The organism is Fictibacillus nanhaiensis, from assembly GCF_042686385.1.
Lineage (GTDB): Bacteria > Bacillota > Bacilli > Bacillales > Fictibacillaceae > Fictibacillus > Fictibacillus nanhaiensis.
In genome coordinates, this window is the sequence record NZ_JBHUPF010000002.1 from 28,486 (window position 1) to 47,334 (window position 18,849).

The following is an 18,849-nucleotide window of genomic DNA, read 5'->3' on the forward strand; positions in this document are numbered from 1 at the left end:
TCACCTTGATTCTTTTATCAAGGTGATTTTTTTCTATTTAATACGTTCTAAGTACATATCATGTAATCCGGTTTTTTTCGATAGGAATTCTATATCTTTATTCAATCTTGTAACTTCTTCTCTAAGTTGAATTAACAAATTACATTGATCCTCATAATTAGGAAAATTTTTTATTTCCGTTACGAGCTTCCAACGTTCAGTACTTTCCATTTCTCTAATTTCTGCTTTGATTTCTTCTGCTGTTTTCAAATTAAGTTCCTCCTAAAATTATGTTCCCTTTTTAATTTAAACAATTGGTTTATCAAATATAAAGACTTAAATATTGCCAACAAAAGAGAAGCAAATTCAATATATATTGAATAAATAACAAATAAAGAATTTAATCATGAATAAATGTTTTGAAAATCTAAAATATTGATTTAAAAAACAATCATTTAGGGTAATTATTACATTTAAGGAAGGGTTTTCTGTTTATTTGTCGAATTGGTAATTCTAGGGGGAGAGTAGGATTGCTTAAGATAAAAAGAGTTTATGAAAACCTTACTAAAATTATTGTATACTTATTTAATATTAAAAACCTAAGATCAAATTGGGGTCAATTATTACTTTTATTAATACCTATAATTCTGACAATACCACCACTGTTGGCCACTATATCAGATAGTGTTTTTGGAATCGTGGGAGTAGTAGTTTTGTTTATTATGGGATGGTCACATAATCTCAATAACATAATGAACTGTGAAGAATATAAAAATGATGCCGAAAAGTTAGATAGGGATGTTGAACATCTTATTAGTACATTAGAAAGTGTACCTGAAAAAGTTGTTAAGGCCTTTTATAACAAATTAGACTTCACATATAATGAATGAATTACAATCTATCGATTTGAAAATGAATCTTTTGTTTCAGTTGGAAGATATTCACTTAACAATACCATTAAGAAGTCTGGGAGAAATAGTTATCCAAATAATCAAGGTTTTATAGGTAAAACTTGGAACTTCGGGTATGTTCATATTGAAGGATTACCCGACCCGTTAAGGGCAAAAAAAGGGTATTTTACTCAAGTAACGTCCGAATGTAATATTGATCAGGATATTATCGAAAATATTTCTATGAAAAGCAGAGCTTATTATTGTAGGAATTTGCTAGAAAATGGAGAACCCATTGCTGTCATTGTCTTTGAATCTCTTTCAGAACAATTACCAGCCTTAGTTAGTGACATAGACAAACTAATAGAAGGTTCTTTTGGTCAACTACTAGTAAATGTCATCAAAACAAATTTACCTTTAGCAAGGGAGTGAAGTGTATGAATAAGATACGTGGATTATTACGTTATTTTACCTTATACTACCCGCATAAAAACGAATTATCAAAAACAAGAATAACAAAAATGGTTTATCTAGCTGATTGGTTTTCAGCAAAAGAGCATAAAAAGCAGTTAACTAATATTAAATGGTATTTTGATCATTATGGTCCATACGTAAGTGATGTTTACGATGAAGCAGAAAGTGACCGTAAAATTGTAATTAATCATACTTATTCTGTGTACGGAACACCTAAAGGCATAATTGGATTGAAGAAAGAGTATAATGCGGAACAACTACACCTAAATACTATTAGTGACTCAGAAAAAGAGATTCTAGACCAAGTAATAGAAAAGACTAAAAATTTACATTGGTCCGAGTTTATAGATTATGTTTATAGCACTTATCCAATAAGAACCCAGAAGAAATATGGACATTTGGATTTAATTAGTCTCGCTGATGAAGAAAGAGAAATAGAGATATTTATAAAAAACTAAGTTGAAAAAAATCAACTTGGTTTTTTTATTTTCTAAAATGCAAGCAAAACTTTACAAGTTACTATTCAAAGATATAAGACTTTTGAGGTGATAGATGTGTTACCAACAAAAAGTGAATTAGAAGAACACTTAAAAGAAAAAATGACAAATCAGGATATAGCAAAAATGTATGGAACCACTTTTCAAAGAATAATACAACTGATAAAAAGATACAAACTCAATCCTGATAATCTTAGAAGAGTTAAAAAATTTATTGTTTATGAGCATTGTTTGAATGAAAAAGTTGTTTATGCAGGGTCTGGAATTTGGTACAGATGTAGGCGTTATTCTAATAGAAGAAACTCGGAACATAAACAGCTAATGAAGGAAGGAAAACTTACCTACAAGTTCATTGGAGAATTTGATAACTTATATGAAGCAAGACAATTAGAGAGCAAACTAATTCAGCAATATAAGAAGGCTGGTTTATGCAGGTTTAATAAGAAGACACTTTAAATTTCAAGAGGTCAAATGTATAATTAACAGTAATCGTGTGCATCGATTATTTCTATAACTGCTTGAAGGCTTGTTATGACACCGTTAGTTAAGATTTGGTTTTCAATTGGGACTCAAAATCGTGTTCCTTCTGGAGTGTCGGTTCGACCCCGACCACCGGTACCATTTTACTTAACTTAACATTTAAACTTAAGACTTCTCACCTTTGTGGGGAGTTTTTTTATTTGCTTAAAGAGCTTAAACTTCATTTATCATATTCATAATACGAAAGGGTACTGACTCATGGGAGATTTCTTCACTAAAATGAAAAATGATCTTGGCATCACTTTAAATGATGTGCAAAAGAAAGCTGTTATGAAGACAGAAGGGCCACTTCTTTTACTGGCTTCCCCCGGTTCTGGGAAAACGACCACCATTATTATGAGAATCGGTTATTTGGTAATGGAAAAAGGAATTCATCCGTCTCGTATAAAAGCTGTTACATTCAGTAAGGCGTCAGCTAATGATATGAAAGAGCGTTTTACGAGATTTTATCCTGAACTTCCTTCTGTGGACTTTTCCACCATTCATAGCTTTGCTTTTGAAGTAGTCAGGAATCATTATAGAAAGTTGGGAATCCCTTTTACAATTATAGAGGGTGATCACGATTCAGATGAAAGAGCAGGAACGGCAGGAAACTTTCAGTACAACAAAAAACTTATGCTTAGGCATTTATTTAAGTCCCTTGTAGGAGAGAACATAACTGAAGATCAAATGGATGAGCTTACGACCTATATCAGTTACATAAAAAACAAGATGATACCGATCGAACGGTGGTCAGAAGTTTCCTGTGAGGTTCCACAAGCTGAGGCGATCTTTAAGCAATATGAGGAACTTAAACGTTCAGATCGGCATCATGTATTGTTAGACTTTGATGACATGCTCACGATCGGAAATGATGTATTAGAAAATAATGTCCACGTTTTACGTCATTATCAAAACAGATACGATTATTTCTTAACAGACGAAAGCCAGGATACATCCCTTGTTCAGCACTCTATTATAGAAAAGATGGTTTCTACTCATCGGAATTTGTGTGTGGTTGCCGATGACGATCAATCGATCTATAGCTGGAGAGGCGCTGAGCCGTCTTATTTACTGAACTTTAAGGAAAAGTATAGCGATGCTTCTATCTTGTTTATGGAGCAGAACTATCGCTCCTCTAACGATATCGTTCAGGTGGCTAACTCGTTTATTAAAAGAAACAAGAATAGATATGAAAAAAATATGTTTACTCAAAATTCTTCGCAGCAACCAATAGAAGTGAAGCAACTTCATAATTTTAAGGAGCAATCCAAATACTTGGTACGTGAACTGAATGAAGTCGTTGATCTAAAGGAAATCGTTATTTTATATCGTAACAATTCGTCATCCATTGGATTGATGAATGATTTAGAACGAGCAGGAATTCCGTTTTATATGAAGGATGCTGATAATCGTTTCTTTTCACATTGGGTAGTTCAAGATATATTGAATTTTATGCGAATGGCCTTTACAGACAAGAGACCAGACATTTTAGAAAAAATTCATTTAAAGTTTAACGGCTATATTTCGAAGCAGCAGATGCAAGGACTCAAACAACTGAACAATAACGATTCTGTATTTGATAACCTGCTAAAACATGTGAAACTACAGGAGTATCAAGTAAAACTTCTAAAGGCTAGTAAAGAGACCTTTAAAGAAATGAAAGAGATGAAGCCTCTTCAAGCTATTCGTGTGATCAGAGATCGATTAGGATATGACAAAGCCATAGAAAAGATTAGTAAGAGCCTAGGTTTTCGAATGGATTATTTAGTGGGGATCTTAAACACACTCGAAGAAATTGCAACAGATCTTGAGAGCCTTGAGGATTTTGCTAAACGATTAAAGCATCTTGAATTCGTTCTGAAGACAGCAAAAAAGAAGAAGGGGCATGACGCGATAACACTTTCTACCTTTCATAGTGCGAAAGGGCTCGAATTTGAGAGGGTATATATGATTGATGTAGTGGACGGAATCATCCCATCTAAAGAAGATCGTACTGATCATCAAATGTTAGAAGAAGCAGCTCGTTTATTTTACGTAGGGATGACGCGTGCCAAGAAACAATTAACCGTAGTGACGTATCCTTATCGAGATGGGAAAAAAGTTGAAGAATCTGTGTTTGTAACTGATGTTAAAAATATATTAGATCCGACAAGAATGACGAAATCTGAACCTATAAAAAAGAATGTAAAGAAGATTAATGGAGTACCTTTTAATCCGAATAGCATCAAAAAGAAGGAAGAATTACAAGTTGGTCTAAGTGTTACTCACCGTGTATTTGGGACTGGAGAGATAACAGAGGTCAGTGAAGAATTTATCACTCTAAAATTTCAGTCTAAGGAAAAGAAATTATCAATCAGTGCGTGTTTGGAAATGGGACTTTTAGAGCCTTTAGTTCACACGTGATAAACAGTTTTTTATCTAATCTTATATTATAACAGGACTTAATACCTCATTATTATTTAATATTTTACAATTTTCTGATAAATAAGAAGGATTTATTCCTATCTCTTCCGAATAATACATTCTAGTAGAAGTGAATACCTGTTCATTTTTACAGAATGTATTTTATATTAGGGGAGAACGGGGGTAAAGGGATGAACGCTTTTCGTTTGTTTGTGGCAGAAATGGCGAAGTTAGTAGGAAAAAAGGGTCTGCTGATCTCAGTCATTGCTGCGTTGCTCGTACCTGTCGTCTATGGTGGTATACTTCTATCACCAAAATGGGGGCCTTACGACAACTTGTCAAACTTGCCTGTTGCGGTAGTCAACAAGGACAAGGGGGCTTTATCGGACGATGAGCCGATCAATGTAGGAAAAGATCTAGTCGCAGATTTAAAGAAAGGAAAAGATCTCGGTTGGGAATTTGTAAGTGCTGAGGAAGCAAAAGAAGGCCTCGATAGTCTGAAATATTACATGGTTATTGAGATTCCAGAAGATTTTTCACAAAGGGTAACAACTGTTTTAAGTGATAATCCCGAGAAGCTTCAGCTTACGTATATTCAAAACGAAGGATTAAATTTCATGGCAGCACAAGTCACAAGAAGTGCGACTGAAAAGCTCAGAGAAAAACTGGGAGATAAAATTACGGAGAAGTATGCAAACAATATGTTCGCTAGTCTCGGTGATGTATCAGAAGGTTTTCAATCAGCTGCAGATGGATCTGCGAAATTAAATACGGGAATGACTGATCTACGAGATGGAACAAACACACTTTTGGAATCGCTTACAAATAAAGCGGCTGATATTTCAAAGCTTGCAAGTGGTGCAAAAGAACTTAAAAATGGTGTAGGACAAATGGCTAGTTCTTTGTCAGCCAAACAGCCGGATATAAGCAAACTGGCCAACGGTTCATCGCAACTAAGTGCTGGTATGAAGGAAATGCTTTCTTCCCTTCAATCTAAATCAGGTGATATTTCAAAGCTTGCAGCAGGTTCAGCTGCAGCTAATGAAGGAACAGGACTTTTATTACAAAATTTAAAAGATAAACAATCTGGAGTAAAAGACCTTGCAGCGGGTGCGAAACAACTTGGAGACAGCATACCGCAACTCAAAGCAGGAACAACGGGAATCTTAACAGGACTAAAAGGTGTTCAAAGTGCGATCAAGAATGAAATCGCTCCTGGAACACAGCAGATCTCGCAAGGCGTTGCTCAAGTGGCAGATGAATCTGCAAACCTAGGTAAGGGGCTGCAAGTGTTATCAAGTGATTTAAAGGCATATTTAGAGCAACACCCTGAACTATCCAAGGATCCTGCTTTTATGAAGATTTATGGTACGAGCCAAGCTATCACAACAGCTGCTACTGATCCAGCAAAAGCACAAAAGCTCCAGGCACTACAACAAGGAGCTGCAAAAATCGCAGGAGCTTTTACTGCAAATGCTGAACCTAATCCAAAGTCTGTCGCTGATGGGGTAAATCAGCTTGTAGCTGGCCAAACGTTAGTGGATAACGGTGTTGCGACATTAAGCCAAAAGGTACCTCTGCTTCAACAAGGGACTGCGTCGATTGAGAGTGGCTGGAACACGATGGTAGGTAAGGTAGGAGAGCTGCACGCAGGTACATCTCAGATTGCAGCAGGAAACCAATCGGTCAATACGGGCTGGACATCTTTGACAAAAGGCGCATCCCAACTTAATGACGGTGCAACCCAAGTATCAGCAGGTAACTCTTCTGTTGAAAAAGGCTGGCGTGACCTAACTTCAGGCGCAACAAAGATTAACGATGGTATGTCACAGGTGAGTGATGGAAACGCAACAGTTGAAAAAGGCTGGGGTGACTTAACGGAAGGTGTAACCAAATTAAATGACGGTGCAGGGAAATTAAATGATGGAAGTAACGAGTTATCATCAGGTCTTAAAGACGGAGCAGATAAAACAGGTTCCATTAAAGCAGCCAATGATAAGAATTTGAGCATGTTTTCTTCACCTGTTGAGTTGAAGAGTGAAACGGTAAATAAGTACCCACTCTATCGTGACTCAACAGCTCCTTATGTTCTTTCACTAGCGCTATTCGTTGGAATCTTAATCATGTCGATGTTCATCAACTTTAAGAAGCCAGAAGGAGTTTCAGCGTTCTCTTGGTTTGGTGCTAAATTCATGAATCTAGGTGCGCTGGCGGTTGTACAAGCATTACTTCTTTCGACGGTCGTTTTACTACTTTTAAATGTGAAAACTGGAAATCCACTTGGTTTCATAGCTTTTGCGGTATTTGTAAGTTTAGTATTCACAGGAATAGTTTTATTTTTTGCTTCGTTAGGGAACATTGGACGATTCATTGCTTTTGCTTTAGTAATCTTACAGCTTTCAACGACAGGTGCCAACTTGCCGATCGATATGCTGCCAGAGAATTTGCGTGCGCTAAGTGAGTTCTTGCCGTTCACATATTCCATCGCTGGGTTTAAGGCATTGATCTCATTGGGCAGTACGAGCTCTGCATTCTCTAATATGGGGATATTGTTCATCTATCTATTAAGTTTTAGTTTATTGTCGATCGCAGTCTATTTGTTTGCAAAGCCAAAAAGCGAACCTAAAAATCTAGATTTAGCGAGCTGATCAACATCAATGGATTAAAATAAAAAGTTCCTGGCAACTTAAGCTGGGAACTTTTTTTGAATCTTCTTCTTGTACACTGAATATGTAGGTGTAAAGGAGGTTATTTCTCTAATGTATAGAGACCGGCGTGCTACAGTATGTCTGATTTTAATGACCGTCTCCTTCGTTTCGATCCTCTTCATTTCTGCTGATATTTTTCACTATATGCATATGATTAATGGTCTGTTGATCCGGCTTTTCCAATCGGTTCGCTTGTTATTTGTCATGGTAATCCTTTTTCTCTTTTCTATCCTTGTATTATTTCGATATTTATAGATGAGTTCTATACCCCTATTTTAAAGGGGTTTTTATTTTGATAAAAAAGCATAATGTTTTATCAATAAAATAAAATAGTTCAAAAGCCATACATATCTCATCAGGAGGAGGAGATTTAATGAAATGGGAATTATCCGTTGTTAAGAAGAAGTGGGTTTATTTAAGCTTAATAGGACTTTTTTTAGCAGCGGTTATCGCTTTTTCAGCACATGCAATAGGTTACAACAAAGCTTCTGTTCTTCTCAAAGATAAAAAAGTTGTAGCAAGGGAAATTGATGGTGAGATTAAAGAATGGCAAAAAGAGTTAGAAAGTTTAGAAGAAAACGTGGAGACAATGGAGGAAGAAAAGAGTAACAAACAAGCAGAATTGAATGGTCTTCAGATACAGGTAGATGAAGCTTCAGAATTGATCAGCCAAAAAGATGCGATTCAAAAAGAGCTAGATGAATTAGGCGTACAAGTAAAAGGAAAGAAAGATGAATTGAAAAACCTCAGCGGAGAGATCGCAAATAAACAAGGTGAGCTTGATACTTTAAATAAAGGCATTCTAGTTAAAAAGAAAGAGCCACGAACATTAGTGGCAGGCGTTTTTATAGCAGGTAAAGATATAGCGCCAGGGAGGTATAAAGTAGAGCCCGTGAACGGATTTGGAAATTACTTTGTGAATGGAGGCAGTAAAGTCAATATCATCTTAGGAAGAGGGAATGACCTGTTCCTACCTGAATACGTGTTTGAATTGGTTGAAGGAGACGAGATTGAAGCAACATTGTCTGTGAAATATACGTTAGTAGAGTAATAAAAAAGTTAGACAGGTGAATTTTTTAAAGGAAGTTTAAAAGAACTTGTCATAAATGTCCTACTTGCTGCTTATATATAGAACAAGTTAGTTGTAGGTTTTAATGCAGGGCTTCGTTGATCCAATGAAGCCCTGCATTTTTTTGTTTTATAAAGCGCAATTAATATATAATGACGAGTTTGCCTATTTTATTGAAACTTTTACACGATATATTCACCAATTCCCCCATTATATTGACGAGTTTGTATGTTATATCGACGAGTCTACATCATTCGACATCAGCTGTATTTAATAATAACTTGTAGCCAAATGAGCTTTTCGTAATTTAAACAACTGTTTAAATCACCTGAATCTCAGCACTCCCACCATTCACTTGAGTGAACATCTTAGCCATAGATTCCAACAGCTCATGAGCCTCACTCTTATCCATAGATGGCTGCAGGTACACGATATGCAGCGCGTTTTTTACACTCTCATCTACCATCGTGCGTTTTGAATCTACGATGGGACTGCCAAACGCACCAACATCGTCTCTAGACAGTAACTTACCTTCCATGTTCATCTCACGTCCGTTTAACCCTTCATACGAATCTTCAGCACCACCCATACGTATCTCCACATCACCTTGAATTCGATCTAAGTTATAAAGACCGATCGGAATTGCAAATCGAATAGAGAAGAAGTTGTTTACATCGACCCCAGAATTGATTGGAGGTAGGTCTTTCCCGCTTAACACCCGTCGCAACAATGCTTCTGAAGCGGGACGATACCTAGAAGGATCCATTCCTAATGTTTTAAACACTTGACGATATTCTGCGACACCAGGGTAATCGGCAGGATTTTTTTCTTCAAGTCGGAGTGATTCTGTAAATAGCTGGAACCTGCCTTTAATCATTTGCGGTGATTCGCTAATCGCGATATTATGGTATGTAATTGTGCCTATTTTAAAGTCAGGGACAAGTTCGTTTAGTTTAGGATGAATCGTTATCATCATGTAACCCCGTTTCTTATTTAAGTAATTGTAGTTTATCATAATTGTTGAAAATAAATGTAAAGGAGGGATATGCGTGACAAGTGCCCAGTTGAAGGAAGAGATCGTTGCATATAGTAAAGAAATCGGAATCGACAAAATTGGGTTTGCACATGCTGATGTATTTGCCGAGCTCAAAGAACGTCTCCGATTACAACAAGACCTTAATTATCAATCAGGATTCGAAGAAAGTGATATAGAAAAGAGAACAGAGCCTGATCGGCTTCTGTCCGGTGCTTCCAGTATCATATCAATCGCTCTTGCATATCCCTCCAAGATGAAAGATGCTCCAAGAAGTGTTCGAGGAGAGCGCAGAGGAATTTTTTGCAGAGCATCATGGGGTAAAGACTACCACCATATATTAAGAGAAAAGCTCTCATTACTGGAGGCTTTTATTATAGAAAAAGTTCCAGGTGCCGCTGTGAAATCAATGGTAGACACTGGTGAACTATCGGATCGGGCTGTTGCTGAGAGAGCCGGGATCGGATGGAGTGCCAAAAACTGTGCGATCATGTCACCTGAGTTTGGTTCTTATATGTATCTCGGTGAAATGATTACTAACATTGCGTTTCCTGCAGACACACCAATGGAGGATCAGTGCGGTTCGTGCAATAAATGTGTCGATGCATGTCCGACTAATGCTCTTGTACAAGGAGGACAGCTTGATTCGTCAAAGTGTATCGCCTTTTTAACGCAAACGAAAGGATTTCTGCCTGATCAGTATAGAGATAAGCTCGGTAACCGTTTATATGGGTGTGATACATGTCAGACCGTATGCCCTGAAAATAAGGGGAAAGATTTTCATCATCATATGGAAATGGAGCCTGATCCAGAGATCGTTAAGCCTCTTTTAAAGCCGTTGTTGTCGATAAGCAATAGAGAGTTCAAAGAAAAATTCGGTTACATTTCAGGCAGTTGGAGGGGAAAGAAGCCTATTCAACGAAATGCGATTATCGCTTTAGCTCATTTTAAAGATGAAACAGCCATTCCGGATCTATTAATGTTACTCAATCATGACCCACGTCCCGTAATTCGAGGTACTGCGGCATGGGCAATTGGTAAGATTGGCGGAGAAAATGCGGAATTAGAACTATTAACTGCAAAAGAGAGTGAAAAAGACGATTTGGTCACGCTAGAGATTGAAAAGGGACTGAAAATGGTTCGAAATCAAGAAATTTCGTAATCGCATATGTTTGGAGTGTCCGATATAGTAAGGTCAAGTAATGAAAAGAAGGGATAATTATGTGTCAGATTAAAACGTTACTCTATTACGAAGAAATGGAAAGCGTAATCGGACCGTTAACAATCATTGCAACGGAGAACGGAATCTGCCGTCTCGATTTTGGTTCAATGGAGGATAACCTTCCAACTTTACGTTCATGGATGGCGAAACATTTTATTAAGGGAGAACTGATACACTCTCCTGAACGATTGGATGATACCGTTCAACAACTACACGCTTACTTTGCAGGCAACCTGCATGCATTTAGTGTGAACTATGATTTATTTGGTACCGCTTTTCAAAAAAAGGTATGGAATCAGCTGACGAGTATTCCTTATGGTGTAACTTGTTCATATAAGGAAGTGGCTCAAGGCATTGGTGCCCCTAAGGCCGTTCGAGCTGTAGGCAGCGCGAACAACCAAAATCCAGTACCTGTTTTTATTCCATGTCACCGTGTGATTGGAAGTAATGGAGCACTTGTAGGCTATGGCGGGGGATTAGATAAAAAAGAAATATTGTTGTCGATTGAACAGAATAGCTGCAAGAAGACATCCTAGAGAGCCCTTAAAGGGTTCTTTTTTTTGATATCCCACTCATATGTTAGTAGAAGCAGGAGGGATGTCTGATGTGGATGGAAACACTTAAAGCTTATATTCAAAACCAATCCCAATGGATGATTCATGCAGATGCAGATGGAAGAGGTTTCTTTTTACGAGAAGAACAAGAGAGTTTTATTCGAAAAAAACAAATGTATACCGATAGAAATGCGTTTATCGTGAACAATCAAACGAACGGAAGCGTCTTACGAACGACTGAATCTGAGGATAAGGTTCAGGTGGATTATCTAGTCCATTACAGCTTTTTGATCAAACAGGGGTTTGATTTCTATGTGGAAGAAATCTCTCAAGAGCGACGTGCTACGTTTCAAGATGGTGATATGAAGAGCGATGAGCCCGTGAATGTGGAAGGAAACTATAGAGAACTTCCGAAGATCGAGCGGGAGAACGAATCGATCGCACCGACGAAGGGTGGGTATGATCGGCTTGCTGCCGTACGCTATGCAGAAAGATGGTGGAATACGTTTAATCCTGCCTATAAATCTTTTGAGAATGATTGCACGAATTATATTTCTCAAAGTCTACATGCAGGTGGCATTCCGATGACTTCTCAATCGATTAAGTCGAAGGGGTGGTGGATGCGAAATAATTCTTGGAGCTATAGTTGGTCTGTAGCCAATGCGATGAGATGGTATTTGAGCGGTTCTAAATCGACTCTTCAAGCACAAGAGAAATCAGCTGCGCATCTTCTTTTGCCGGGAGATGTGATCTGTTATGACTTTGATGGAGATGGCCATTATCAACATACGACGATTGTGGTCGCAAAGGATCCTTCGGGAGAACCACTCGTAAATGCCCATACAACAAACAGTAGAATGAGGTACTGGGGCTATGAAGATTCAACAGCGTACACGAAGCGCATTCAATATAAATTTTTTCATATTCTTTAAGAAGAAGCTTGCCTTCAGAGAGTGATATTCCAAAAAAAGTGCTATAATAAGTACTTGTTGGAATATTGTTTTTGAGGTGAGCTTTTTGGCTATACATGTTGTTTTATTCGAACCGTTAATTCCTGCGAACACAGGAAACATCGCACGTACTTGTGCCGGAACAGGTGCACATCTGCATCTCATTCATCCACTCGGATTTTCTTTAGAAGACAAATACTTAAAGCGTGCTGGCCTTGATTATTGGGAGCATGTAAAATTGTCTCATCATGATTCCTTGGATGCTTTTTATAATGAATACCCAGACGGGGAGTTTTACTACATCACCAAATTTGGTGAACAGACGTACTCCAATTTTGATTACTCTGATTCAGAGAAGGATGTTTTCTTTGTTTTTGGAAAAGAAACGAAGGGACTTCCCCGTGAAGTGATCGATTCAAACATGGAAAGATGTTTGCGTATTCCAATGAATGAACACATTCGTTCATTGAACCTATCGAATACGGCTGCGATCTTAATCTATGAAGCATTGCGTCAACAAAGTTTTGGAGAGTTGAAATAAGCTGTTTTCGTACTGTAAGTGGTTGATTTCCGTTACAGGTGCTCGCTTTCCGCGGGGCAGGCGGCGAGCCACATTCGCAAGTTTCACTTATAAGTGTCTCACCTGTCTAGTGGCAGTGGCTAGCCCCTCGAGGTCAAAAGCTAAATGATCCAGAAGGCAAAGTGCGCCTTCCTTGCTCATTCAACTTTTGCTTGTCGGGGCTGAACGAGCCACTTCCACTTTTCGAACTGCCCGCCTGTCCCACAGGAGTCTCCCACCTTACACTCCAATCAACTTGTCAATGATGAACAAACACAATATCTTTGAGAGAATAAAAAAACGTCCTGATTAAAGGGACGTTTTTACTTCCATATGTATATGGATTAGTTTTTTCCAGGACGATCGTTATAGCCTGCTGTAAAGATGGCAGTCAGGAAGGCGAGCATCACGAGTAGGATGAGGATAAAATCCATTTGAACTCCTCCTTTGAAAGTAATATTATTCTTTCCAGTATCTTTTCTCATTATAAATGAAAACGGTTTTCATGGGAATGTATTTCTGCTGAAATTTAACAATTTGAGGGGATTCGTGCTAGCATCGATGAAGAAAAACGTATATATGACAGGGTATCTTCCCTTGTTTTCTATTATTCTGTTCAGTTCAGGGTTTGCCATTTATTTTGAAAGACTCTTGATTGATAAGCTTACATACTTTGGTGTGTATCAGGGGATGCAAGAATTATTTGACGATCATGTGATTCACTTATCGATCGGTTTTTGTTTGTTTCTGCTGTTCTTTATGATGTTTGCAGCTCTTAAGCTGCTGTCTGATACGCTGACGCACCTCAGCTTGTTCTTTTTTTCAAAAGATACAGAGGGAAACCTGCTTCAGCAAGGAAAAGGCGGGAGCTGGTACTTTTTTGTAGGCGGTATGCTTGCGATCGCGCTGAACCATTACGTGCTGCTGATAGGGATTGTGTTTATTGTTGCATCTCTTTTGTACTTTTTTCAATTCTTATTGCGTATCAGCTACAGTTTATCAACCATAGGGATCATGGGAATGGTATTTCTGAACTTATTCTTTTGGACAGGTTTCGGGCTGCTTGTGGTCTATACGGTGATGCGTTTGTACAATGCGTTTGTGGCAGCTATTACGTAGAGATTTATCTATAGACTCGCGGGAATATCATAAAAACTCGCAGGAATATTTCAATCATTTACGGGATTGTCTCAAAATCTCGCGGGATTAATATGAAATATCGCGGAATTATCCTAAATATTCATATTCAAGTACCAGCTAAAAACCCTGCCACTTATTGTAGTGACAGGGTTTTATCTCATTTTTGGTGTGCTTTTATCATAATATCTCGCCAGATCATCACTTCGGGAGACGCGCTCTCAATAGAACGTAGACTGCTCGGTGTATCACGCCCCACCCAAACGCCTGCTGTATAACGATCAGTCAGTCCGATAAACCAAAGATCACGCACTTCGTTTGTTGTTCCTGTCTTTCCACCAATATAAGAGGACCCCGCAAAACGAGCATCTCTTGCTGTTCCTGAAATTGTTACGGCTTCTAGCATCTCACGCATCACGCTATTGGTTTTCCCACTCCATACTGAAACAGGTTTCTCTTTCCAAGCAAATAACACCTTTCCATTCTTATCTTTTACTGAAGTGATCAACCTTGGCTTTACGAATACCCCATCAGAACTAAATGTAGTATAAGCACTTGTTAACTCAAGAGGCGAGAAGCCTTTTGAGAATCCACCGAGTGCACTTGCAAGCTGATAATCTTCTCGCGTTACAGATGAAAATCCGAAGGGCTGCAAATAAGAGAACGCCTTGTTCACTCCTGTTTTACTTAGTGCTCTAACAGCTGCAGTATTGATGGAACTCGCCATCGCTTTCTTTAAGGAGACTGTACCGTAAGAAGCTCCACCATAATTGTTAGGGCAATAGTTACCTTCACAGATACGTGCTGCAGAAATGAGCGAGTTTGAATTTGCACCATACACATCAACATAAGGAGCGTAGACGAGAAGCGGTTTTATTGTAGAACCAGGCTGTCTTTTCGCTTGATAAGCACGGTTGAACTCTTCTAAACCAACATTCTTTCCCCCAACCATAGAGACGATCTGTTTTGAAACATGATCGACAATAACGACAGAACCTTCTACACCGTTATAGGGCAATCGGGCATTTACAGCATGTACAGCTTCTTTTTGTAGCAGAGGATCTAATGAAGTTTCAACGACTACACCGCTTTTTAACAGTGAATCTCTCTCTATCACTAATTCTTCTGCAGTCTGATTCTTATGGCTAGGAGAGGCCGATATTAAACTAAGAAGTTCCTCTTTTACATAACCCACAATTTCAGGGAAGGGAACGACAGGCTGTGAAACATTTAATTTAATGTGTTGATCAAGTGATTTTTCATAAGTAGCTTCGTTGATGTAGCCTTGCTCTTTCATCTTCAATAAAATCCACTTTTGCCGTTTTATCGTGTTCTCAAAGTTTGTAAGAGGATCATAAAGCTTTGGGTTGTTTGGTATGGCTGCGAGCACTGCTGTTTCAGCTAACGAAAGCTCACCGACCGGTTTGCTGAAGTAATAAAGGCTAGCTTTTTCAATTCCATAAACACCATTTTGAAAGTAGATCGAGTTGATGTATAGCTCTAAGATTTTTTCTTTTGATAACTGTTGTTCGATTCTGTATGAGATTAATAATTCTTTTAGTTTTCGGTCATAGGTACGTTCATGTGTAAGAAATAAATTGCGTGACAGCTGCTGTGTGATCGTACTGCCACCTTGCTGAACAGACCCTGCTGACGAATTCGTAATAAAAGCACGAGCGATCGCTTTTCCATCGATGCCATGATGCTGGTTGAATCCTTGATCTTCTGTTGCGATAAAAGCTTGAAGCACAGGTTCTGGTATTTTGTTGTAGTCCAGGTAAACACGGCTCTCCTTACTATTAAACTCATAAAGAAGATCACCGTTTCGATCAAGGAGGCGACTGTTTTCATCAACTTTCATATTCTCCACTTGAGCAAGAGAAGAAATTGCTTTTTGAAATGGAATATAGTTTTCGTGTTCCGCTTTTAAACCTATAAATGAAAAAAACACAATACCGAGCAGTAAGAGCACTGTTAGAAGGCCAAGCTTTTGATTCATAACGCTTTCTCCGTTTCAAAACATAAGGATAAACATATTTTACCATGATTGTGCAAATGGGAATTCCAACTTTTTTAAATAAAAATCGCTATTCAAACAGAATGATTACGGACATCCCCGCATAGAGTAGATTAACACTTGATGGAGCCAATACAATCAAGGAGGTACTCATGGATATTTTATCGAGAATCCAACTGCATCGTGAAGAAGAACAGCGTTTAGCCTGGGAAGGTACCTTCGCTGAATACCTTGATATTTTACGAGATCGGCCATTTGTTGCCCAGTCTGCGCATTCAAGAGTATACAACATGATCAAAGATGCTGGCATTTCAGAAAAAAATGGTCAAAAGGTGTATCATTTTTTCAGCGATCAGATTTTTGGATTAGAAGAATCAATCGAACGACTTGTTGAAGAGTATTTTCATCCTGCCGCTAAACGCCTTGATGTTCGAAAACGTATCTTATTGTTGATGGGACCAGTATCCGGTGGTAAATCCACTTTAGTTACAATGCTCAAAAGAGGTTTAGAGCAATACACAAAAACTCCTGCAGGAGCGGTCTATGCGATTAAAGGCTGTCCGATGCACGAAGATCCATTACATCTCATTCCACAGCACTTAAGAAAAGAGTTTTTTAATGATTATGGCATTCGAGTAGAGGGAAGTTTATCTCCTCTTAATACGATGAGACTTGAACACGAATATGACAATCGCATTGAAGATGTGATGGTAGAACGTGTTTTCTTCTCAGAAGATAAGCGAACAGGGATCGGTACGTTCAGTCCATCTGACCCTAAATCACAAGATATCGCTGACTTAACAGGAAGCATAGACTTTTCCACGATTGCAGAGTACGGATCAGAATCAGATCCCCGTGCTTATCGCTTTGATGGAGAACTGAACAAGGCGAATCGAGGAATGATGGAGTTTCAGGAAATGCTGAAGTGTGATGAGAAATTCTTATGGCATCTCCTTTCTCTTACGCAAGAAGGAAACTTTAAAGCGGGAAGATTTGCATTGATCTCAGCGGATGAATTGATTGTCGCGCATACGAACGAATCGGAGTACCGGTCGTTTATCGCGAATAAGAAAAACGAAGCCCTGCATTCAAGGATTATCGTAATGGGCGTTCCGTATAATTTAAAAGTTTCAGAGGAAGAAAAAATTTATGCGAAGATGATCTCAGAGAGTGATATGTCTCATGTTCATATTGCGCCTCACGCTTTAAAAGTGGCAGCCACGTTCTCAGTGCTAACGCGATTAAAGGATTCTAAGAAACAAGGTATGGATCTTTTGAAGAAGATGAGATTATATGACGGTGAGATCGTAGAAGGATTCAATCATGTCGACCTTGAGGAACTAAAGAAAGAGTTTGCTGATGAAGGGATGTCTGGTATCGACCCGCGTTACGTGATCAACCGAATATCATCAGCCATCATCCGCAAAGAAACACCTTCTATTAACGCATTAGATGTTCTGCGTTCATTAAAAGACGGGCTTGATCATCATGCATCCATATCGAAGGAAGATAAAGAGAGGTTTATTAACTTTATCTCGGCAGCTCGTAAAGAGTACGATGATATTGCGAAAAAAGAAGTTCAGAAAGCGTTCGTTTACTCGTACGAAGAGTCTGCAAAAACACTCATGGACAATTATCTCGATAATGTTGAGGCGTACTGCAATAAAAATAAATTACGTGATCCGCTTACTGGTGAAGAGATGAGTCCAGATGAGAAGTTGATGAGATCGATCGAAGAACAGATCGGAATCTCTGAGAATGCGAAAAAAGCATTCCGTGAAGAAATCCTGATCAGAATCTCTGCTTATGCCAGAAAAGGAAAGAAATTTGACTATAATTCTCATGAGCGATTAAGAGAAGCGATTCAAAAGAAATTATTCGCAGATCTTAAAGATGTTGTAAAGATTACGACATCATCTAAAACGCCAGATGAGTCCCAACTGAAGAAGATAAATGAGGTTATCGCACGGCTAGTGGATGAACACGGATATAATACCACTAGTGCCAACGAACTACTAAGATATGTAGGCAGTTTACTGAACCGATAAATATGGCAACACACCCTGTACACGAGTTATGGCTGTCAGGGTGTGTTTTTTTACAGAAATTTAGGGGAAACTAAACAAATTACAGAGTGGAATTTACAATCATATTTATGTTAAAAATAATTGAACTTGTGTTTACTTACTTAAAAATGGTAAATTGATACTAATAAGCTAACTAAAGGAAGTGAGCCCAATGAGCTCGACTAAAAAAGAACGAAACGGATTAATGGATTGGATAAAAGCAATTGGTGTTGCACTTATTCTAGCTATTATTATAAAAAAGTTTCTGATTGAGCAATATGTTGTTTACGGAGAGTCTATGATGCCTACCATCCAAAACGGCAATCGTCTGATCGTGAATAAGATCGGGTATGAGATCAGTCAGCCAGAACGGTTTGATCTGATCGTTTTTAAGGCAAACCCGAAAGAAGATTATATTAAGCGGGTGGTCGGTCTTCCGGGAGACCATATTGCATACCGAGATGACAAGTTATATATCAATAACAAACCAGTGGAAGAACCTTATTTAAAAGAATTCAAACGCTTTGCTGGTAATCGTACGCTGACTGGTAACTTTACGTTAGAAGAAATCACAGGGCATGATACGGTACCAAAAGGTAAAATCTTCGTCCTTGGTGACAACAGGCTTCACAGTATCGACAGTCGCCATATTGGTTTTGTTGAAATGACGGATATCGTGGGCGAGGCTAACATTCGTTATTGGCCAATGGATGAGCTTAAAGTTTTTAATGGTTTTAAAAAGGAATAAATGGGGAAAAATTCAGTAAGA

The 18,849-nt window shown here is 38.3% G+C and carries 16 protein-coding genes; 13 read left to right on the forward strand and 3 right to left on the reverse strand.

Annotation, left to right across the window (positions count from 1 at the left end):
- Positions 1 to 33: 33 nt before the first annotated feature.
- Positions 34 to 249 (reverse strand): hypothetical protein, encoded by a 216-nt coding sequence (locus ACFS5O_RS00580; protein WP_205724526.1) that lies wholly within the window; start codon positions 247 to 249, stop codon positions 34 to 36.
- Between the two features lie 260 nt (positions 250 to 509).
- Here ACFS5O_RS00580 and ACFS5O_RS00585 point away from each other — a divergent pair, with 260 nt between their 5' ends.
- The 6 genes from ACFS5O_RS00585 (at position 510) to ACFS5O_RS00610 (ending at position 8,524) form a co-directional block, all read left to right on the forward strand.
- On the forward strand, positions 510 to 869 hold the full coding sequence (locus tag ACFS5O_RS00585) for a hypothetical protein (RefSeq protein WP_205724527.1): 360 nt from the start codon (positions 510 to 512) through the stop codon (positions 867 to 869).
- 437 nt (positions 870 to 1,306) lie between these two features.
- A complete protein-coding gene (locus tag ACFS5O_RS00590; protein ID WP_205724528.1) occupies positions 1,307 to 1,801 on the forward strand; it encodes a Panacea domain-containing protein in 495 nt (164 codons plus the stop codon).
- A gap of 96 nt (positions 1,802 to 1,897) precedes the next feature.
- A complete protein-coding gene (locus ACFS5O_RS00595; protein ID WP_205724529.1) occupies positions 1,898 to 2,296 on the forward strand; it encodes a hypothetical protein in 399 nt (132 codons plus the stop codon).
- A 303-nt stretch (positions 2,297 to 2,599) separates the two neighbouring features.
- Positions 2,600 to 4,765: an ATP-dependent helicase gene (locus ACFS5O_RS00600; RefSeq protein WP_318300071.1), complete on the forward strand. Its 2,166-nt coding sequence runs from the start codon at positions 2,600 to 2,602 to the stop codon at positions 4,763 to 4,765.
- A gap of 191 nt (positions 4,766 to 4,956) precedes the next feature.
- Entirely contained in the window at positions 4,957 to 7,413 is a 2,457-nt protein-coding gene (locus tag ACFS5O_RS00605; protein ID WP_205724531.1) for a YhgE/Pip family protein, read from the forward strand.
- Positions 7,414 to 7,846: 433 nt separating this feature from the next.
- Positions 7,847 to 8,524, forward strand: coding sequence for an OmpH/Skp family outer membrane protein (locus tag ACFS5O_RS00610; RefSeq protein WP_205724532.1), 678 nt, complete (start codon positions 7,847 to 7,849; stop codon positions 8,522 to 8,524).
- A 337-nt stretch (positions 8,525 to 8,861) separates the two neighbouring features.
- Here ACFS5O_RS00610 and ACFS5O_RS00615 read toward each other — a convergent pair whose 3' ends face one another.
- A complete protein-coding gene (locus ACFS5O_RS00615; protein ID WP_205724533.1) occupies positions 8,862 to 9,518 on the reverse strand; it encodes a B3/B4 domain-containing protein in 657 nt (218 codons plus the stop codon).
- A 73-nt stretch (positions 9,519 to 9,591) separates the two neighbouring features.
- On the opposite strand from ACFS5O_RS00615, the gene queG reads away from it, so the two are divergent.
- From queG to ACFS5O_RS00640, 5 genes are all read left to right on the forward strand, one after another.
- A complete protein-coding gene (gene queG, locus ACFS5O_RS00620; RefSeq protein WP_205724534.1) occupies positions 9,592 to 10,737 on the forward strand; it encodes a tRNA epoxyqueuosine(34) reductase QueG in 1,146 nt (381 codons plus the stop codon).
- Between the two features lie 59 nt (positions 10,738 to 10,796).
- Positions 10,797 to 11,333: a methylated-DNA--[protein]-cysteine S-methyltransferase gene (locus ACFS5O_RS00625; RefSeq protein ID WP_205724535.1), complete on the forward strand. Its 537-nt coding sequence runs from the start codon at positions 10,797 to 10,799 to the stop codon at positions 11,331 to 11,333.
- 68 nt (positions 11,334 to 11,401) lie between these two features.
- Positions 11,402 to 12,283 (forward strand): amidase domain-containing protein, encoded by an 882-nt coding sequence (locus tag ACFS5O_RS00630; protein WP_205724536.1) that lies wholly within the window; start codon positions 11,402 to 11,404, stop codon positions 12,281 to 12,283.
- Between the two features lie 85 nt (positions 12,284 to 12,368).
- Complete coding sequence (trmL, locus tag ACFS5O_RS00635; RefSeq protein WP_205724537.1) at positions 12,369 to 12,842, forward strand: tRNA (uridine(34)/cytosine(34)/5-carboxymethylaminomethyluridine(34)-2'-O)-methyltransferase TrmL; 474 nt, start codon at positions 12,369 to 12,371, stop codon at positions 12,840 to 12,842.
- 567 nt (positions 12,843 to 13,409) lie between these two features.
- A complete protein-coding gene (locus ACFS5O_RS00640) occupies positions 13,410 to 13,979 on the forward strand; it encodes a DUF5366 family protein (protein WP_205724538.1) in 570 nt (189 codons plus the stop codon).
- Positions 13,980 to 14,157: 178 nt separating this feature from the next.
- Here the strand turns inward: ACFS5O_RS00640 and ACFS5O_RS00645 are convergent, their stop codons facing one another.
- Positions 14,158 to 15,996, reverse strand: coding sequence for a transglycosylase domain-containing protein (locus ACFS5O_RS00645; RefSeq protein ID WP_205724539.1), 1,839 nt, complete (start codon positions 15,994 to 15,996; stop codon positions 14,158 to 14,160).
- A 170-nt stretch (positions 15,997 to 16,166) separates the two neighbouring features.
- On the opposite strand from ACFS5O_RS00645, the gene ACFS5O_RS00650 reads away from it, so the two are divergent.
- Positions 16,167 to 18,062 (forward strand): PrkA family serine protein kinase, encoded by a 1,896-nt coding sequence (locus tag ACFS5O_RS00650; RefSeq protein ID WP_205724540.1) that lies wholly within the window; start codon positions 16,167 to 16,169, stop codon positions 18,060 to 18,062.
- Positions 18,063 to 18,252: 190 nt separating this feature from the next.
- Positions 18,253 to 18,828, forward strand: a complete 576-nt coding sequence (gene lepB, locus ACFS5O_RS00655; protein WP_205724541.1) for a signal peptidase I — start codon at positions 18,253 to 18,255, stop codon at positions 18,826 to 18,828.
- The last annotated feature ends 21 nt before the right edge of the window (positions 18,829 to 18,849 follow it).

What these genes read in the sequence shown, in the direction of transcription:
- ACFS5O_RS00590 (WP_205724528.1), top strand. Translation starts at nt 1,307, where the DNA reads ATGAATAAGATACGTGGATTATTACGTTATTTTACCTTATACTACCCG.
- ACFS5O_RS00600 (WP_318300071.1), top strand. Translation starts at nt 2,600, where the DNA reads ATGAAAAATGATCTTGGCATCACTTTAAATGATGTGCAAAAGAAAGCT.
- ACFS5O_RS00605 (WP_205724531.1), top strand. Translation starts at nt 4,957, where the DNA reads ATGAACGCTTTTCGTTTGTTTGTGGCAGAAATGGCGAAGTTAGTAGGA.
- ACFS5O_RS00610 (WP_205724532.1), top strand. Translation starts at nt 7,847, where the DNA reads ATGAAATGGGAATTATCCGTTGTTAAGAAGAAGTGGGTTTATTTAAGC.
- ACFS5O_RS00615 (WP_205724533.1), bottom strand. Translation starts at nt 9,518, where the DNA reads ATGATGATAACGATTCATCCTAAACTAAACGAACTTGTCCCTGACTTT.
- ACFS5O_RS00625 (WP_205724535.1), top strand. Translation starts at nt 10,797, where the DNA reads ATGTGTCAGATTAAAACGTTACTCTATTACGAAGAAATGGAAAGCGTA.
- ACFS5O_RS00630 (WP_205724536.1), top strand. Translation starts at nt 11,402, where the DNA reads ATGTGGATGGAAACACTTAAAGCTTATATTCAAAACCAATCCCAATGG.
- ACFS5O_RS00645 (WP_205724539.1), bottom strand. Translation starts at nt 15,996, where the DNA reads ATGAATCAAAAGCTTGGCCTTCTAACAGTGCTCTTACTGCTCGGTATT.
- ACFS5O_RS00650 (WP_205724540.1), top strand. Translation starts at nt 16,167, where the DNA reads ATGGATATTTTATCGAGAATCCAACTGCATCGTGAAGAAGAACAGCGT.
- lepB (WP_205724541.1), top strand. Translation starts at nt 18,253, where the DNA reads ATGAGCTCGACTAAAAAAGAACGAAACGGATTAATGGATTGGATAAAA.